The organism is Hylemonella sp. GW821-FHT12C09 (assembly GCF_058807395.1).
This window is the reverse complement of sequence record NZ_JBXAQQ010000006.1, coordinates 246,357-262,515: the sequence shown is the minus strand read 5'-3', so window position 1 is coordinate 262,515 and position 16,159 is coordinate 246,357. Positions and strand designations below refer to the sequence as shown.

The window sequence follows — 16,159 nt, the reverse complement described above, 5'->3', positions numbered from 1 at the left end:
ACGAGAGTTCAAGGGTATGGGTTTGTATGACTGAGCCACAGTTCAGCGCTTCTTCTTCGGTCGCATGAACAGGAAGACCTGCTCAACGTTGATGGAATCTCCCAAATCGTCCAGAGCCGTATCGTCGAGCTTGCCCTCAGCACCTGCCAGCGCCCACCTCACCCCGGCGTGGTTTGTTGGCAGCATCCTGGCGATCTGCTCGGCTGCCGATATATCGCGATCGCGAATCACCCAGATCGCAAGGAGCAATAGGACGCGGCGCGTCTCGCTCGTGGAAAGCGCCTCGGCAGCCTTCAAAACGTCGCCAATTTCGCCCTGTAGTGCAACGAGCAGCAGCAGTCTTGAGGCGACGCTCTCAATTCGCGTCCCCAGCAACTGCGGTGTGATTCGTCCGAGGATTTCGGACACTACATGCTCGTGGCCAGCCATCAGCGCCCCCGAAGCCGCCAGCCGAATTTTTCGGCGTCCCGGGCTCACGGCAAGCTCGAAAAGCTCACTTTGGAAGCGAGGATCGGCCGCACCGATGAGAAGAACAAAGATGTTATACCGAACATCTGGGTCGCGTGTGTCGATGGCCAGCCGGTACAACTCTTCGGCCACCCGGTCCTCGATTGCGCCGAGCTTCGCGATCGCCTCAATGGCGGACTGCGCGATAGGATAGTTGTCGTCTTCCCCATAATATGAAGAACGAGGCGACCACTCGTCCTTGGCCAGAAGAAGCAACGCGGGAAGGTGATCGGAATGCGATTTGGCATCGAGCAATTCAACCAGGGCCCGACGCACCGGACTACCCTTATGTCGAGCGAGGGCGAGCAGAGAGTTAGGTAGGGGGGGCACCTTCTGCACCGCTATCGCCGTGAGCGATCGTGCGACTACGTCGGCGAATCGGTGAGCGAGCCCCGCCTCAACCTCAGCCGTCATCCCATGACGTATCGCGAAATTGATCGCTTCTGCAGCGTTGCTCGCATCCTCGGTATTGGCGAGTAACCACTGCACATCGTCAGGCACGAATATAGGTAGGTGCTTGTCCAGGCTGACGCGAAAGAGACGAACTTCTTCACTTGGCGGGATGACGCGGGTAAGCAGCTCATGCGCGTCGTCCGTGAGAATCGGCGATGCCCCCGCTTCCAACGCGAAAACTGCATCGCTGATCTCTTTAAGCTGAGCTGGTAGATGCTCTGCCGCCCGATTTGCCGCTTCACCGTGGCGATCGCCGTCAAAGGTAGATCGCTTGCAGCGCATTTCTCCAATTTCGATCGCAATTTCGACCAGTCGGCCGTCCTCTCCCCGCGCCGCGAGTTCATGGCAAATCCTTGGTAGCCGCTCTGTGGCCCGCTCGGCAAGACACGTCAACGCCGCGACACGCACTCTGGGCGCAGGATGGCTCTCTAGGATGCGGTTCACCAGCGCCTGCTCGAACGCGGAATCCCACGTCTTGCCCAGGACATACCAAAGATCGTCTTCGTCATCCGTCCCGAGTCCAATCGCAAAGGCACTGGAAAGTTCTTCTATATTCGGGGCCTCGTCCTTCGCCAGCTCGCGGAGCCAGTAGGAGAGCAGCCGACCCCTATGCCGATGCTCGACCAAGTGCTGCCAACCGACCGTCCCCCGCACTCGCTTGACATAGGCCTCCAGAAACTCGCCTGCGGTCCAACCATCGTCATCGTCGGCAAGGTGCTGGGCATAATCCTCGCTGTACTCGCCGTTGACAATCGCTAGATGGATATCCGCAGCGCGCTGGCGATCGGCCTCGCTGAGGGTGCGCACCGCGATTGCAGCATCGACGATCGCCTCGAACGCTGAGAGGTCGTTAAGTGCGCCTTCGGCGATTGCGTCATGGGTGTTTGTAAGACCGTAGTGCACCGCTGTCGCCGCGGCAGCCAGGAACGCCGTTGTGAGTCCGGGCGCGATGCGCTCGGCCTCCGCGACGAAGCCAGTTCCGAAATCATCACGGGCGTGCGGTAGCACATCTCGGATGAAAGTCTCCACGACCGACCTGACCTTCGGGTCGGCCCGCATTCGTGCGTACCACGCCTCGTCATGCTCCGCGGGGCCCCACAGGCGCATTCCCGCAAAGCTACGATCCGGCCGGTGCAGGAGGAACCGTGCCACTTCAGAAACATTGCTGTTCGCTGAACCTGCCGCTTCGGCAAGGTTGAGGTTCCCCTCGAACTCCTTCCCGCCCTTGGCTAACTCAGCGGCTAGCCATGCATCTATCTTCGTTTGCGCCGTGGTCGACGGCTCAGGCTTCAGCTTTGGTGTTCGATCAAGGGCAAGAAGTAACCTCGCAGATGCGGCAACACCCCAGGCTTCTCCTGGCCCGATCGGCGATATCAGGATGTCGATCAAGAGGCGGAGCGTTCGCCGTGCGAGCAGACGGTCTCGATTCAGCGCTTGCTCAATGCCAGCCTCGACCCGCGGATGGTAGTAGGTCACTGTACTTTCAACCTGACGCAGATTTCGAGCCGCGACGAAGAAGGTGACGAGCGGGGAAACACCTTTTTCATAAGGGGCCCCTTGCTCGGCGAAATCCTCTTCGATCTGCCGCAGTAGCCTGAGCGAGAGCTTGTCATTGGCCTTGAGCAGACCCCAGAGGACGGTGGCCGCGCGAATATCCTTACGCTCCTCGATCTGATCGACCACTGTCCGTTCGATCGAGTCCTGGTGCGCCCGCCGTATAGCCTCAGCGACGAATCCTGCGGAATTTCGCCTCTCCTTGTCGTCGAGTGTCGGCAGGGCGTCAAAAAACTTCTGGATTTCCAGCGGGGTGGCTAGGCTCGCCAGCGCCGATCCTTCACTATCCTTCGCTAACGCCTGGAGCTTTCGGGGCAGCGCTTCGATTCGTGTCCGGTACAAACGTCGACGCTCGATGCCGCCATAGTGCTCAGCCTCCAGCCCAATGCGCCACGGCTTCACCGTATCGAGCGCTCCCGCGCTCTGGGCCACGTCCAGGCGCGAAGTCGCCACGATCATTCGATCGGGACGAGCTTTGGCAAAGAACTGTGCAAGCTGATCGTTCCAAGGGCGGCTCTTGGGGTCGAAGTCGTAGCGGCCCCACGGGTCTTCGATGTCATAGAGCACCGGTGGCGGCGTTGTATCGTCGCGGAGCTGTTCGGGCCCGAGCGTGATTGGTACGCGAGCTAGGCCAGGTATCTCCTTGCGCAGCTCGTCATAGAGCTTACGCGTCGCCATTGTCTTTCCCGTCCCAGACTGACCGATGATCAGAGCTGCGTGCCGATCGGTCATCGCCGCGCGCAACTCGCCCCAATTGGTAGGGGCGACGTAATGATCGAGCCCCGGTGAGCTAGCGATGTAGCCATCGTGACGGCGGATGACCTGCTCCAACTGCGCACGCGTCCAGCAGCCACCGCCTGCTCCACCGATCCGAACCCGCGCTGCCTCGCGCAACGCTTGGCGGCACTCGTCCAGCTTGGCATTCGGGACGCGAAAACTCTCGGTTAGGAGGGTCTTGATATCGGTGGTGATCCGCTCCTTATCTTCGTTGCCGATGATCGCAACCCGCGCCGCTGAGCCCACCGGGAGCGCGCTCTTGATCGTTGCTGGCATGTCGGCCGCCTTGGGCCAGCTCCCCGCCCGGCGGACAAGCAATCCCCGCGTACCTCCGTTCAGGCTGGCTGAGGTGACGAGCAAGTAGCGGATATTTTTGTCTTCGAGCCGCTTCGCGGCTGATGGTCGGGCGACGCCATGCTTTAGCAACGCCTTCACACCAGCCACCGTCCAGGCGTCTCCGCCGCGAAGCTTAGCCTGCACAACGAGGCGATAACCGTCCAAGGCCGCCGTACTCGTCAAGCGGCCAGGCTCGACGTCGGCAAGATCAGCCTCGACGTCTTCCTCTGAAACGGGCTCAAGAACCAACTCTAGAGTGAGCCGGTTTGCCAGCACTAAGTCAAGGGCGAGCCAAACAGAGACATCGATCTGGTATTCGTAGCCCGCAATTGAGTGGCTTCCAGATCCGCCACACCCGTCTGCCTCGTTTGCCATTTTGTTCTTACCTCACCTTTCACCCGTCCGAACGCTGTCGACATTTTCCGCCGAATACTGCATGGGAATTGGACCATGTCGGTGGCTGGTCCTTCACTCAGCGCACTTGCCGCCCGGGAGCTGGGAGGCATGCTCTTGCGCTCCAGGGGTGGGCGTAGACAAGAGGTTCTGACACGAGCCGTGCCTCGCGGTGCGGTGGTGAATAGGGCAGCTGCGCCGCCCCACCACTCATGGCCTTGGAACCCCATTCTTGACAGCGCGCATATATGCACAATAATGTGCATATATGCCAAGAATAGCCAAGCCGCCGCAGGCGAATCTACCTCGAATCCGGAAGGAGCTGCAGGCCTATCTAAAAAGGGTCGGCTCTACACCCACATCATTTGCTATTGAGCAAGGTGTCAATCAATCGACGGTCCAGCGATTCCTGGCTTCACGCACCAAGACCGTGACGCCCAAAATGAGGCTGCTCCTTGATTATGCAGATATTGATACAAATATTCGCATAGGCGACGCGGCATGTTCTGGGCTCGACAATGCCCGGATTCGCCAAGCGTTGGACAAGGTCTGGGACGGTCGGGAGAGCACCGCCGAAATCCTGGCCAAGCTGATCGAATCAGTAGGCCCGGCTATCGTGCAGGCGAGCCATAGGTGTGCTCCATGACGCTGGACAGCCGTTGCGCAACACTTTATTCGCGCATGGATAAGTGCAGAAAACTTGCAAGGTGTATGTTCATACACCAAAATACGCCCATGGGCAAAGCCAACGCCGACCATGAACACCTCTTGAAGCTGCGCGATCAGTACATGGCTGACCGTGCAATGCCTAGTTCGCTGGCCCGGATGGCTGAAGTTCTGGGGTTCAGCTCGGCTAACGCGGCCTTGAAGCTGCGTGACCGCCTGTGTGCTGCTGGAATCTTGCGCAAGGGTCCCGGCGGGAAGGTGCTACCGACGGAGCGTTTCTTTTCGTTGCCGGTGATGGATGCAAGTGTGCGAGCCGGCATGCCGGACGCAGTCGAGCCTCAGTCGTGGTCGGACGTGATGACGCTGGAGAGCTTTCTGGTCAAGCGTCCGTCGAAGACAGTGCTGCTGAAAGTCCGGGGAGACTCGATGCGGGATGCCGGCATTTTGGATGGCGATCTAGCCATCATTGAACGCACGAAGCAGGCCCAGGAAGGGCAGATCGTGGTGGCGGTCGTTGATGGCGCTTATACGCTCAAGGAACTGCGGTACGAGGGCAAGTGGCCGGTGTTGATGCCTCACAACCCAGAATACAAGCCAATCCGGCCTCAGTCGAATATGGAGATCTACGGAATTTTCCGCGGCCTGGCGCGTAGCCACTGGCCCACCAAAGCACAAGGAGGGAAGACCTTATGACCACTACCAGCAAGATCGAATGGACCGAGCAGACTTGGAACCCCACCGTCGGGTGCACCAAGATTTCTGCGGGCTGCAAGAATTGCTACGCCGAGAGCATGGCGCACCGACTGCAGGCAATGGGCACGCCGGGCTACGAAAACGGCTTCCAACTCACCATGCTGCCGCAGCGGCTGAACGATCCGATATTGCGCAACAAGCCGACCACGTACTTCGTCAATTCGATGTCCGACTTGTTCCATGACCGGATTACCGATGAGTACATCGAAAAAGTCTTTGACGTCATTCACAAGACGCCACGCCACACCTACCAGATCCTGACTAAGCGTGCAGCGCGCATGGCGCGCTTCTTCAAGAACCGGGAGGTCCCAAGGAACGCTTGGCTGGGCGTGTCCGTGGAGAACAAGAAGCACGGCGTGCTGCGTATTGATCACCTTCGCAAGGTGCCGGCGCACATCCGCTTTCTCTCTGTAGAGCCGTTATTGGAGGATGTGGGCGAATTGGACCTGACCGATATCCATTGGGTAATCGTCGGCGGCGAATCCGGGCCGAAGGCCAGGCCCATGAAGCCTGAATGGGCCGATTCTGTGCGCGAGCAGTGTGAGGAGCAGGGTGTCGCCTTCTTCTTCAAACAGTGGGGTGGCTGGGGAGCCGACGGCAAGCGTCGAGCCAAGTCTGCCAATGGACGTTTGCTGAACGGCCGGGTTTGGGACCAGATGCCGGCGCAGATGATGGCGCTGGCTTGACACTGCCGCGCCCCGTCTGGAATACAGTGCCAGTTGTACTAGCATAGGAGCTTCCTAGACTCTGCTGCAGCCAAATGACAAAGCACGGAGAGAAGTACAACTGGCAGATCGGCAACGCGCCACCAAAGTTGGACCATCACAGTCTGGTCAAGCACCAAATCGTCCAAGAATACCTGGGGCGCTATATTAAGGTGCTGATGAGCAACTACAACATTGAAAGATTGGTGTTGTCCATCGTGGACGGCTTTGCTGGCGGTGGTGAGTACGTCGCACCCGACGGTCAGGGCTACAGTCCGGGATCCCCGCAGATCGTGGTGGACACCGTCACCGAGCAAGAGGCTTTGCTCAACATCGGTCGAGCAAAGCCTCGTAAGGTGGATGCCAAGTACTACTTCGTCGAGCGGCACCGAGCCACACACGCTTATCTGAACGCGCTGCTGACCACGAAATATGGCGATGTACGACTGGGGAAGGACATCATCTCGGTCCAAGGTGCCTTTGATGCCCACGTTCACAAGATCAATCAGGACATCATCAAGCGCCAAGGCGGTGGACGCGCGATTTTCCTGCTGGACCAGTACTCTTACGACAAGGTGCCAGTCCCGCTGATCAAGAAAATCTTCACCGAGGTGGACAAGCCCGAGGTGATCCTAACCTTTGGTGTGGATTCGCTGATCTCTTTCCTGGCGGACAACTCTCAAAGCCGCAAGAAGATGGAAGAGCTTGGTCTGGACGCTCAAATTGACTGGGCAACTCTCGAATCGCTGAGAGGCGCGCCACCGGCGGTCTGGCGCTCCGCCATCCAGCGCAATCTAGCTAAAGGGCTGATCGAAAGCAGCGGCGCCACCCATTCCACCATCTTCTACATCACGCCCATGGGCAACTCATCTTGGACGTACTGGCTGGTTCACCTGTCCAAGAACTACAAGGCGCGCGACGTCATGATGGAGTTGCACTGGGAGATGGCTAACCACTTCTCGCACTACTTGGAGCCGGACCTGTTTACCCTGGGCTACCGTGCTGGGAGCGACGGAGCCGTGACTCAGCAGAACGATATTGAGCTGGGCGAGTCCCACCATTTCGATGCCATCGCCGCCGACAAATGTAAAAGAGGCTTGGGCGAAAAGCTCGTTCCTCTACTCTTCGGGCGAAGTGACCCTATTGAGTTCCGGCAACTGACAGAGTCGATTGGAAGCCTGACACCGGCGACAGCTGGCATGATCAAGGAATCGCTTGACGAAGCCATCCGGTGCCGCGAGCTGTTGGTGATGTCACCGGATGGCAAGACTCGCACCAAGGGGAACTCCATCAAACCGGGCGATCAGCTTCAGGTCAAGCAGAAGTCGCTGATCTCCTTCAACTGATGCTCAGCGCGTCAGAACGAGCTGTTCCTTCTTCTCGTAGTGCAGGGGGCGCTTTGGCCGAAGGCTGGTCGCATTGACGTTACTGACCTTGCCCACTTTGATTAAGCGGGCCAAGGACGCCTGTAGATCACTGGGTGTCCATCCCTGCTGTTCCAAGATGTCGGCGAATGCGCCTTCGTCCACTACTTTGGGATTTGCCGACAAATACTTGAGCCAGAACTGATCCACAATGTCTGGACTGGCTTGCTCATCGGCGTCGACTAGATCATCGTACGTCTCGGCGAACAGGTCTTCGATCCCACTCTGCTGTTGCCGGATTTCGACTTTCTTGGCGACGCGAACGCGCTTCTGGATCAGCTCGACATCCTGCGATATTTGCATGAACTCGATAATGCCAACGGGATGGGTGGTAAGGTAAACCAGATGGTATTTAGCGCGTTCTCTGTCTTTGTCCATGACGCGCGCATAGGCCGTTCTCGGACCATACTTGGCCCGCTGAGGTGGTAGGGCGTTCTTGAGGCCTTCGCGGTAAGTGCTGAGTAGCGCGGCTTCTCTAATCTGGGGGGATGCCCCCTCCAAGTCCTGAAGAACTTCAATCGGCTGATCCAGGAATTCCGCGATTTCATGCTGCCATTCGCGCATCGATGCAGTGCGGTTGATGAAGTCGTACATGAAGTTGATCAGAAATTCCGACCGCGGCCGAGCGAGGAGCGTGCGCAGGTTGGGGACGCCGACCGTCTTCCAGCCTTTGGGGTCGATGAAGAAGAAAGCGAATGCTGTGCTTCCACACCACTTGAGGATGTCTTGCCGCAGGGCAAGGAAGTCACCTTCTTTGCATTCGGCCTCAACGCCGGCTGGCGTTGCCCTCTGAAGGTAGCCAGACAGCCGCCCAAATGCCTGCTTATCAAGTTCTACGTACAGCGCCCGCATGGTGGCGTCGACCCCAAGCTTGGCAAGCTTCTGCTTGCACATGGCCATGGTGCGCATGGAAATGGCAATGGAGGTACCCTCCATCTTCTCCGAGTCGTCCCCCCAGGGGCCGGCAAAGCAGTCTACGTAGCAGATCTCGACCTTTCCCTCTGCGCGGGCGGACATGCCTATGATCAGCAGTAGTTTTTCTAGGTAGCTCTCAAGCAGTTGATGCTTGATCCAGGCCTGCTCGCGGCCATCGTAGATTGCAGGCACCGTTACCGTGCTTCTTGTCATGCGTTCTCCCTGGGATGTACGCTGCAACGCAGGTACTTCATGTGATCCGTAGTTGCGGAGCATATTTGCACGTCTCGAATCAGTCAATCCAAACAAGTGAGTCAAGCGTCGCCATAGCCCAACTAAACACGTCTCTCATCTCACCGAAACTTGAAAAGCGCCTTTTGTGTAGATCTGCTTGAGATTGCGCCGCTGTTTCCGCGATTTTGTTGTCTCGATTCCTAGCCTGGCGACCTGGCTTCTTGGCATAGGGATCGAGCTTGCTTGGGCTGATCCGCTTTGTGTGCGTCGGCTCGGTCTCATCCGACCACAGGTACTTCTTCACTGTGTTGCGAGCCAGGCCTGTACGCCTGGAGATCTCGCGGATGGACATCTTCTCGCAGCGCCCAACGTCTGATGACATTCAATGTCGCCACGTCTATCACTCCTAAATTCCCCCTGCTTTTAAAACTAGCAGGGCAGGGCCTACGTGGGTCAAATTTGGATAGAGATCACTGTCCTAAGTGCGACAGATTTCGGCGGAATTCAACAGCATTCAGCTTGACCGCCTGTGGCAGACTCGTCAACGCCCCACATCGAGCTTGTACCGAAGCTATCCATGAGGACATTGTTTGCGTCCCCCGCTGTATTTCTGTGTTGAGCTCCTCAGGAAATGTCCAAGATGCCCCTGCGACCTCGTAGCTGTTTACTCGTCGCGTCAATACAGTCCCATCAGTGGCTTGGGTCACTGAGAAAATCTGGACAACAAACTTGTCTGCGTTGCTAGGTGAAGTCCATTCCAACGCCTTCCCTTTTTGCCCCACGGATCGTGACTTCAGCGCGCACTGATCCGTAGACTGAACAATGAAATAGGGCCCCTGTGCATTCAGGTCCTGGATGGACAGCGCAGGACAATTTCGGCTCACCAGCACCTTGAAAACGGCTGTCACGACGGAAACCGGAGCGCCCAGTTGCCACTTCGTACCTGCCACTACGGTATCGACAGACTCCAACACCCGCCCTTCGGGCAAGATCACTGCAACCTGGAGCCGGTAACTGGAATTCACGTCACCGTTCCAGTGCAATTCAGGATGCCGATCCGTGATCTGGCTCCCCCGCTTCGGCATCAGCAGCTCGTATCGCTCGCATGCAGGCTGGGCCCAGGCTTCCCATGCAAACACCAGTGCCAGACTCGCCAGCACCCACTGCTTCCAGCTCAAGCGTCTCATCTTCCTCTCCCTTTATTGCTTGGTCACGGCAGGCGTCGCCGGAACTCCAGCCTTTTGCAAAGTCTGCAGCTGCGCCATCGGCAGGCCAAATACCCATTTGGCATAGCCGGGCGCTTCCTCGAAATGAGCATGCCTTGTGTCGAACCTCAGTTGTTTGATTGGCTGCCCATCGGCCAGGCTGTATACCCCGATGATGAATCCTGCAGGATCGCGCACCACTCCCCATTCCAACTTTCCGGTCATCGGGTCCGCGTACAGTTGGCGCAAATGCCGCCGCACGCCCGGTACCCGCGGGTCCTTCAGCAGCTCTTCCAGGGTGCGAGGGCCGCGCGCAAGCAACGCCCCAGCCTGAGTACCGACGGTGGCCGCCACGGGAACACCCGCATAGCTGTACAAGGCCCGTTCAAACTCGCTCCCAACGAATAGCAGTGATTGCTCAGCTTGCCGGCGCCCCGACTGAGCACTCAGCTGCAAGACCGCCGAAGCCCCCAAAGCCAACACAGCCACGCCCAGGAGGAGCAACACATAGGCAAAGCCACGCCCCCACGGCCGACCGCACCGAGACCGCAGAGCGCTACCACTCCGCATAAGGCCGTCCGTTGCGCCCGTTCCCGGGAGCTCCGCTCCGGATGTCGTAGACCCGCCCCTTGTGGCCACTGGGCACTTCCACGATCTGCCACGTGACCTCGGAGTCGGTCAGTGGATCGACTGGTAGCTTCTTCAGGTAGTTCTTCTCCACCAATTCCTCAAGGCTTTCCGGGAAACGTCCCCGGTCACCGTAGAACTTGTCAATGACATCCCGCACACCGCGCAAGTTGTCACGGAGGACGGTTTCCTTGGCCACATCAATCCGATCCGCATACCGCGGGACCACCAAGGTCAGCAGCACCGCCACGATGGCCAGAACCACCAACAACTCGATCAGGGTGAATCCTCTTCTGCACATCGTCATCACCAGCGCCTCAAAGCCACACCGTTCAGACCCGTCAGCGTCGAGAGGCTATGGACGTCGTATACATCGTCCCCTTCCGCCGGGTCTGTCGGTTCGCTTGCATAAGAGCGCTTACCCCAAGTCTGGGCGTCTTCGATATTCGGGTCTTCAAAAAATGGATCCCGAGGAATGCGCCGCAGAAAGTACAACTTACCGCGCTTCGGGTCTCGCTGGTCGTTCACCCCTTCAACAAGAACTCCCAAGGACTTGGGATACCCCGTCGTACCGGCTTCGCGCGGCACCCGCCCTTCGTCACCCGCCTTCTTATAGGCATCGATGGCCGAACGAATCTCGATCAGGCCCGCCCGCAGCTGCTGTTCCTTGCCACGTTGCACCTGGATTTGCGCCACCGGTACCACCAGACTCGCCAGCACCGCCAGAATGGCCAAGGTCACGAGCAACTCCACCAGCGTGAACCCTTGTTCCCGCCGCAGCAGTCGGCTGCCATCTTGCGTCAGTAATTCACACGGGCAACGCATACGCCTTCAGGGGGCAACGCCAATCACCAGCGGCGATGGCAAGGGAGCACTCACGGCCTTGCCACCCTGTGCGACAGGCGCCGCGGTCAACAGCTGGACACGCGCATCGGCGCTGGCGGCCGCAGTTGCCCGAAGATTCACCGTCGCAACCACGCCGCTGCCAGTAGCTCCCGAGTCACCGGAACGCGTCACCGTCAGCACGATCTGGCCGCTCGGATCAACGCGGCTGGTGAAATTCGTCTGTGCCCCGCCCTGTTTGAGGAAATCTCCCTCGGTCACGGACACCACTTGCATGCTGCGCGCGTCGAATCCGACCGCCAGGGGCAGGCTCATCACGGGTTGGCTGGACTGCATCGTCAACTGCACCGCAAACACATCGCCCACCTTCACCTTGTCCGGGCCCTGCCAGGCTAGCGACGTCGCAGCCTGCGTCCCATTGGCCTCGCCATTCCCTGACGACGCTGCCGCTCCATTCGCCGACTTGGCCGCCCCCTCCGCAGCTTTCGTCGCCGCATCCGGGCTACCCCAGCTGAAACCGCTGAGACTGCTCTCGGTCCCCGACTCGAACTCCATATTGGACGTACCGGGCTTGGTCAGGTTGCGCAAAATACGTGGAGTGATGGACAGGACAATCTCGGTCTTGGCGGTGTCGTCGCGCTGCTCCCCGAACAAACGTCCCAGCACCGGTATTTCACCCAAGCCTGGTACCTTGTTAGCCGTCTGGCGGTCCTCGTTGTTGATCAAACCAGCCAGCACCTGGTTCTCACCGTCCTTCAGGCGCAGGATGGTCTGTGCCGTCCGCGTTCCAATCTGGTAGGCCAGCGAACCCGATTTGGTCTGTATCTGACTGGTCACACTGCTCACCTCCAGCGCGATCTTGATGGCCACCTCGCCCTCGATGGAAATCGTGGGCTCCACATCCAGCTTCAGGCCCACGTCCACGTAGTTCACCGATTCCGCCACAAATCCGGTGGCCGTCGAGGTGGACGTGATGTTGGGCACCCGCTCACCGATCAGGATCTTGGCTTTCTCGCGGTTGCGCACGCGGATGCGCGGATTGGCCAGAATGTTGGTGTCTGTATCTACTTTCTTGGCGTTGATGGTGGTCGGCCCGATGGTGGCCCCCAGGGTTTCAGCGTTCAGGCCACGCAAATCCGCCACCGACAAGGCGCCCGACGATGCCGCCAGCGGGCTCAGGCTGAGCTGATCCGGCCAGCGTATGCCCAGATCCAGCAGCCGCGTGCGCTTGACTTCCAGGATCTCCACCTCCAGCATCACCTCGGACTCGGCCACGTCGTGCATAGCCACCAGCCTGGCCGCCATGCGGATCGCCTCTGGCGTGTCCCGCAGGATCAGCAGATTAAGTTTCTCGTCCACCACCACATCGCGTGACTTGAGGATGGTCTTGAGCGTACTCGCCACCACCTTGGCTTCTGCATTCCCCAGATAGAAGGCTTTCACCGTCAGGGACTGGTAGTCCTTCTGCTTGGCCTGCGTATTGGGATAGATCAGCACCGTGTTCGCATCGAGCACCCGCTGCTCCAGCTGGTTCGTCAACAAGGTCAGGTTCACAGCGGCCTCGATGGTCGAGTTCTTCAGGAAGATGGAGGTCTTCTGGTCCGAGCGCACATCCTTGTCGAACAGGAAGTTCAGCCCCGAGGTCCGCGAAATCACCTCGAACACCTGCTTCAACGGTGCGTCCTTGAACTCAATCGTGATGGGCTTGCGATATGCCTCGGCCAGCAGCACGGTGCCTGACTTCTTCTGCCCGGTCTCCTCCAGCTCCTGCAACAAAGCCCGAGCCTTGCGGTGCTGCGGGGCCTCGCTCAGCACCATGCGCAGCCAGTTCTCTGCCACCTTGTCGTCCTTGCGGTCCAGGGCATGCTGGGCCGAACTCATCCACTTGGCGTGACGCTGGGCCGCGGCAATGGCATTGAGCCCTTCCTGTGCCCGCGGACTTCCCTGCTGCCAGCTCATGGCACGCTGGTACGCCGCACGTGCATCGTCATAACGCTCCTCATCGAGCGCCTTGCGTCCTGCCGCAAGTGCGCCCAACACCAGCGCTTCGCGCGTCTGCAAGACGGCAATGCGGAACTTGGCCGAATCCGCATTCTGCCGGCTCGCATCTTCGAAACGCGCCAGCGCCTCCTCGGTCTTGCCTTCGCGCGCCAGGTCCTGCCCTTCTCGGTAGGCGCGGTCACTGGCACAAGCTGTCAATGCCAAAGCGATCAACAAGCCTTGCAGGCCCCGCTGGATGCGCCTGTCCCCTCTCCATCTCATCGTACTTCTCCAATCGACAGGTTCTGGGACTGGCCCAGCGGCAAATACACAAGCTCCATCTGTGGCGGCTTGATCGAATCCACGCGGTACTGGCCCTCTAGCATTTGGCCTTCACGCACGACGAAGGTCTTTTCGCCTTGCCCGAGATACACCTCCCAGTGGCCGCCTTCCTGTTTCTTGCCCACATAGACAAAAGGCAGAGGTGGCGCCGTCGGCACAGGCGCGGGCAACACCACCGGCTTGATTTTGGGTGCAGGGGGCGTCCAGCTGCGCTGGCTGAACAAATCCAGCACCGGCGCACGCTCGCCGGATTTCACCAGCTGATCACGCGGCACCAACACCTGCGCATCAGGCACGGGAGCCACAGGGGCTGATACAGCCACCCCGGCTAGCGCTTGTCCAGAGGGCACGGTCTGCGGTGCAGACTGCACACGCGGTACCACCACGGCCGCGGCACCATCGGCAGGCGTCTTGTCGCCAAACACCGCCAGCCCAAACGCACCCACGAGCAGCGGCCCCAGTATCCACCAGCGCTTGTTTTTCCCTGGGATCGCCATCAGGTGCTCCCCCGCCCGGACTTGGCCGGATTGGTCCAGATCGACAGACGCAGGCGTATCTCGCCCTGCCGCTGCCCCACCGAATCACGTTTGAGCAGCATCTGGTCGACGCTCACACCGGGAAACTCCAGCAGCACGGCCTCCACGAACTGCCGCGCCTGGGGATACGCAGCGCGCAGCGGGAAGGTCAGCTGCAAGCGCCGCAGTCCACCCAATCCTTCGCCCGTCACCTGGAAATCCGTCTCTGTCAGCGACAGGCCTTTGCTCTGTGCAATTCGCCCCAGGCGTCGCAGCACCTCGCTGACCTCCTGCTCGGACAACGCCACACGATCCAGCGCAGTCACCAGCGCCACATCCTCTTGCCCGGCCAGTTCCGACGGACTCACCAGGCGCACAGCCTGCCCCGACTGCACGCCTTGCAATTCCGCCCGAGCCTGCGCCAGTTGCTGTGCTCCGCCCGGCAGCAGCACCAGCCAGAGCGCCAGGCTCGCCATCAACAAAACCAGCACGCCCAGCCAGACCAAGCCATGACGCCACAGCAGAATCTCCAGCCGCAGCCGCCAGTACCCTGTTTTCATCCAACCTGGATTCATCGCGCGCCCTCTGGTGGGACTGCCGCCATGACGGCCTGCCGAGAGGGCAACAACACCAGTTCGAAGGTCAGGCGCATGGGACGGTTGGCATCCTGACCGTTGGTCTCATGCTTGTTGTAGTTCAGGCGGCCCAACACGCCCTGGCCCTGCAAGGCAGCGGCATATTGCAGCAGTGTGTCGAGCGACTTGGCTTCCGCCTGCAAGCGCACCGTGCCACGCTGACCGTCCGGCTCCACGCTGACCAGGGCCACCTGCGGCGGCGTCGAACGCTCCAGTTGCTCGAACAACTCCTGCCAGGGAATGTTGAGCTGGCGGGCCACCGCCCGCAATCCCTGCCGCTGATCCGTGCTCAAGGCCTGCCCCAGCACCAGCCCGCCATCACGACGCACCGTGGCGGATACGCGCGGCGCCATCGGTTTCGCGGGTGCTGCGCGCAAAGCCTGCACTTGCGCCTGCACGGCTTCGAGGTCCTGCATCTGCCGCCAGCTGCTCCACGCACCCCAAGCCAAGCCAAGCAGCGCAACACCGCCCACAACCAGGGCGGCCGCGCGCACACGCGGCCCGCTCTGCCGGCCCCACACCGTCCAGCGCGGCGCGGTCTCCCAGCTGAATGACATATCAGAGGGCTCAGGCCGCATGCCGGTCGCCCTCCACCCACTGCCGTGCGCACCAGGCGGCCTGCGCAGCCTCAGGCGCGTCCAGCGGAACAACGGGCATCGCACCCGCAGAGCGCCAGGGCAGCGCCTTCAAAGTCGCATCTGCCACAGCCTGCTCCCCGCCCTCGCACAGGGCCAGCCAATGCAAGTCTTCCTGCCCGCTGTCCGCACGCAGCATCTCGCGCCGCCCTTCCTGCACAGCCTGAGCTTGTAAGGTTTCTAGGGTACTGGCTTCCGGCCAGCGCACACTGCGCAAAGACGCCATCCGCCCGGCCACACGCCGCTGCACATACAGGCGCTGCGCCACCGCCACGGCCAGCCAACCGGTCTGCGGCCACTGCGTCTGCCCCTGCTGCTGCGCCAGCAGCAAAGGAGTGTGAAACGCTACCCCCCCCCAGCGCTCCCGCATCGCCGCCCACACCAGTTCCCAAGCCGCCGGCACGGCGGTGCACAAAAAAGAGCCCTCGGGCTGCCAATCGCCCGTCACCATCCAGCCGCCCGGGGCCGGCCCCCAGAGCTGCTGAGCCCGGGCTGCCGCCACCGCATGCAGCTCGGACAGGGAAGTCGTCTGGGTCGGCACACTCTGCACCCAGTGCTGGGCGAGGCTCGGTGCCAGACACACCTGCACGGGTTGCCGCGTTCCATCGACGTCAGGCGCCTGATTCGACACCCAGTCCCGCAACGCAGTCGGCCCATCCAC

The 16,159-nt window shown here is 60.2% G+C and carries 14 protein-coding genes and 2 pseudogenes; 4 read left to right on the top strand and 12 right to left on the bottom strand.

The annotated features are described in order from the left end of the window. Nucleotides 1–42: 42 nt before the first annotated feature. On the bottom strand, nt 43–4,002 hold the full coding sequence (locus AC1RRP_RS12245) for an nSTAND3 domain-containing NTPase (protein WP_493036535.1): 3,960 nt from the start codon (nt 4,000–4,002) through the stop codon (nt 43–45). Between the two features lie 286 nt (nt 4,003–4,288). Here AC1RRP_RS12245 and AC1RRP_RS12240 point away from each other — a divergent pair, with 286 nt between their 5' ends. The 4 genes from AC1RRP_RS12240 to AC1RRP_RS12225 all read left to right on the top strand — a co-directional run bounded on the left by AC1RRP_RS12240 (nt 4,289) and on the right by AC1RRP_RS12225 (nt 7,489). Next, complete coding sequence (locus AC1RRP_RS12240; RefSeq protein ID WP_493036533.1) at nt 4,289–4,666, top strand: hypothetical protein; 378 nt, start codon at nt 4,289–4,291, stop codon at nt 4,664–4,666. Nucleotides 4,667–4,755: 89 nt separating this feature from the next. Continuing rightward, the gene (locus tag AC1RRP_RS12235) at nt 4,756–5,379 is read left to right on the top strand and encodes a LexA family protein (protein WP_493036531.1); all 624 of its coding nucleotides are present in this window, start codon (nt 4,756–4,758) and stop codon (nt 5,377–5,379) included. Continuing rightward, the gene (locus AC1RRP_RS12230) at nt 5,376–6,125 is read left to right on the top strand and encodes a DUF5131 family protein (protein ID WP_493036529.1); all 750 of its coding nucleotides are present in this window, start codon (nt 5,376–5,378) and stop codon (nt 6,123–6,125) included. Before AC1RRP_RS12235 ends, AC1RRP_RS12230 begins: the two co-directional genes overlap by 4 nt. A 74-nt stretch (nt 6,126–6,199) precedes the next feature. Continuing rightward, on the top strand, nt 6,200–7,489 hold the full coding sequence (locus AC1RRP_RS12225; RefSeq protein WP_493036527.1) for a three-Cys-motif partner protein TcmP: 1,290 nt from the start codon (nt 6,200–6,202) through the stop codon (nt 7,487–7,489). Nucleotides 7,490–7,492: 3 nt separating this feature from the next. On the opposite strand, the gene tcmP is transcribed toward AC1RRP_RS12225, so the two are convergent. The 11 genes and pseudogenes from tcmP to AC1RRP_RS12170 all read right to left on the bottom strand — a co-directional run. Continuing rightward, entirely contained in the window at nt 7,493–8,695 is a 1,203-nt protein-coding gene (gene tcmP, locus AC1RRP_RS12220; protein WP_493036525.1) for a three-Cys-motif partner protein TcmP, read from the bottom strand. 168 nt (nt 8,696–8,863) lie between these two features. Continuing rightward, a pseudogene (locus AC1RRP_RS12215) lies at nt 8,864–9,120 on the bottom strand (IS21 family transposase); the annotation flags it as partial. 66 nt (nt 9,121–9,186) lie between these two features. Continuing rightward, nucleotides 9,187–9,903 carry a hypothetical protein gene (locus AC1RRP_RS12210; RefSeq protein ID WP_493036523.1) on the bottom strand — a complete coding sequence of 239 codons (717 nt, stop codon included), beginning with the start codon at nt 9,901–9,903 and terminating at the stop codon, nt 9,187–9,189. A 12-nt stretch (nt 9,904–9,915) separates the two neighbouring features. Further along, nucleotides 9,916–10,299, bottom strand: a complete 384-nt coding sequence (locus tag AC1RRP_RS12205) for a hypothetical protein (RefSeq protein ID WP_493036521.1) — start codon at nt 10,297–10,299, stop codon at nt 9,916–9,918. A 178-nt stretch (nt 10,300–10,477) separates the two neighbouring features. Then, a complete protein-coding gene (locus AC1RRP_RS12200) occupies nt 10,478–10,855 on the bottom strand; it encodes a type II secretion system protein (protein WP_493036519.1) in 378 nt (125 codons plus the stop codon). Further along, the gene (locus tag AC1RRP_RS12195) at nt 10,855–11,373 is read right to left on the bottom strand and encodes a type II secretion system protein (protein ID WP_493036517.1); all 519 of its coding nucleotides are present in this window, start codon (nt 11,371–11,373) and stop codon (nt 10,855–10,857) included. The genes AC1RRP_RS12200 and AC1RRP_RS12195 overlap by 1 nt, the downstream gene beginning before the upstream one ends. A 6-nt stretch (nt 11,374–11,379) precedes the next feature. Continuing rightward, nucleotides 11,380–13,653, bottom strand: coding sequence for a secretin GspD/PilQ domain-containing protein (locus tag AC1RRP_RS12190; protein ID WP_493036515.1), 2,274 nt, complete (start codon nt 13,651–13,653; stop codon nt 11,380–11,382). Next, nucleotides 13,650–14,210, bottom strand: a complete 561-nt coding sequence (locus tag AC1RRP_RS12185) for a hypothetical protein (RefSeq protein WP_493036513.1) — start codon at nt 14,208–14,210, stop codon at nt 13,650–13,652. The genes AC1RRP_RS12190 and AC1RRP_RS12185 overlap by 4 nt, the downstream gene beginning before the upstream one ends. Further along, nucleotides 14,210–14,788: a hypothetical protein gene (locus tag AC1RRP_RS12180; RefSeq protein ID WP_493036511.1), complete on the bottom strand. Its 579-nt coding sequence runs from the start codon at nt 14,786–14,788 to the stop codon at nt 14,210–14,212. Before AC1RRP_RS12180 ends, AC1RRP_RS12185 begins: the two co-directional genes overlap by 1 nt. An 11-nt stretch (nt 14,789–14,799) precedes the next feature. Further along, on the bottom strand, nt 14,800–15,420 hold the full coding sequence (locus tag AC1RRP_RS12175; RefSeq protein ID WP_493036510.1) for a hypothetical protein: 621 nt from the start codon (nt 15,418–15,420) through the stop codon (nt 14,800–14,802). A gap of 10 nt (nt 15,421–15,430) precedes the next feature. After that, nucleotides 15,431–16,159, bottom strand: a pseudogene (locus AC1RRP_RS12170) (hypothetical protein); the annotation flags it as partial.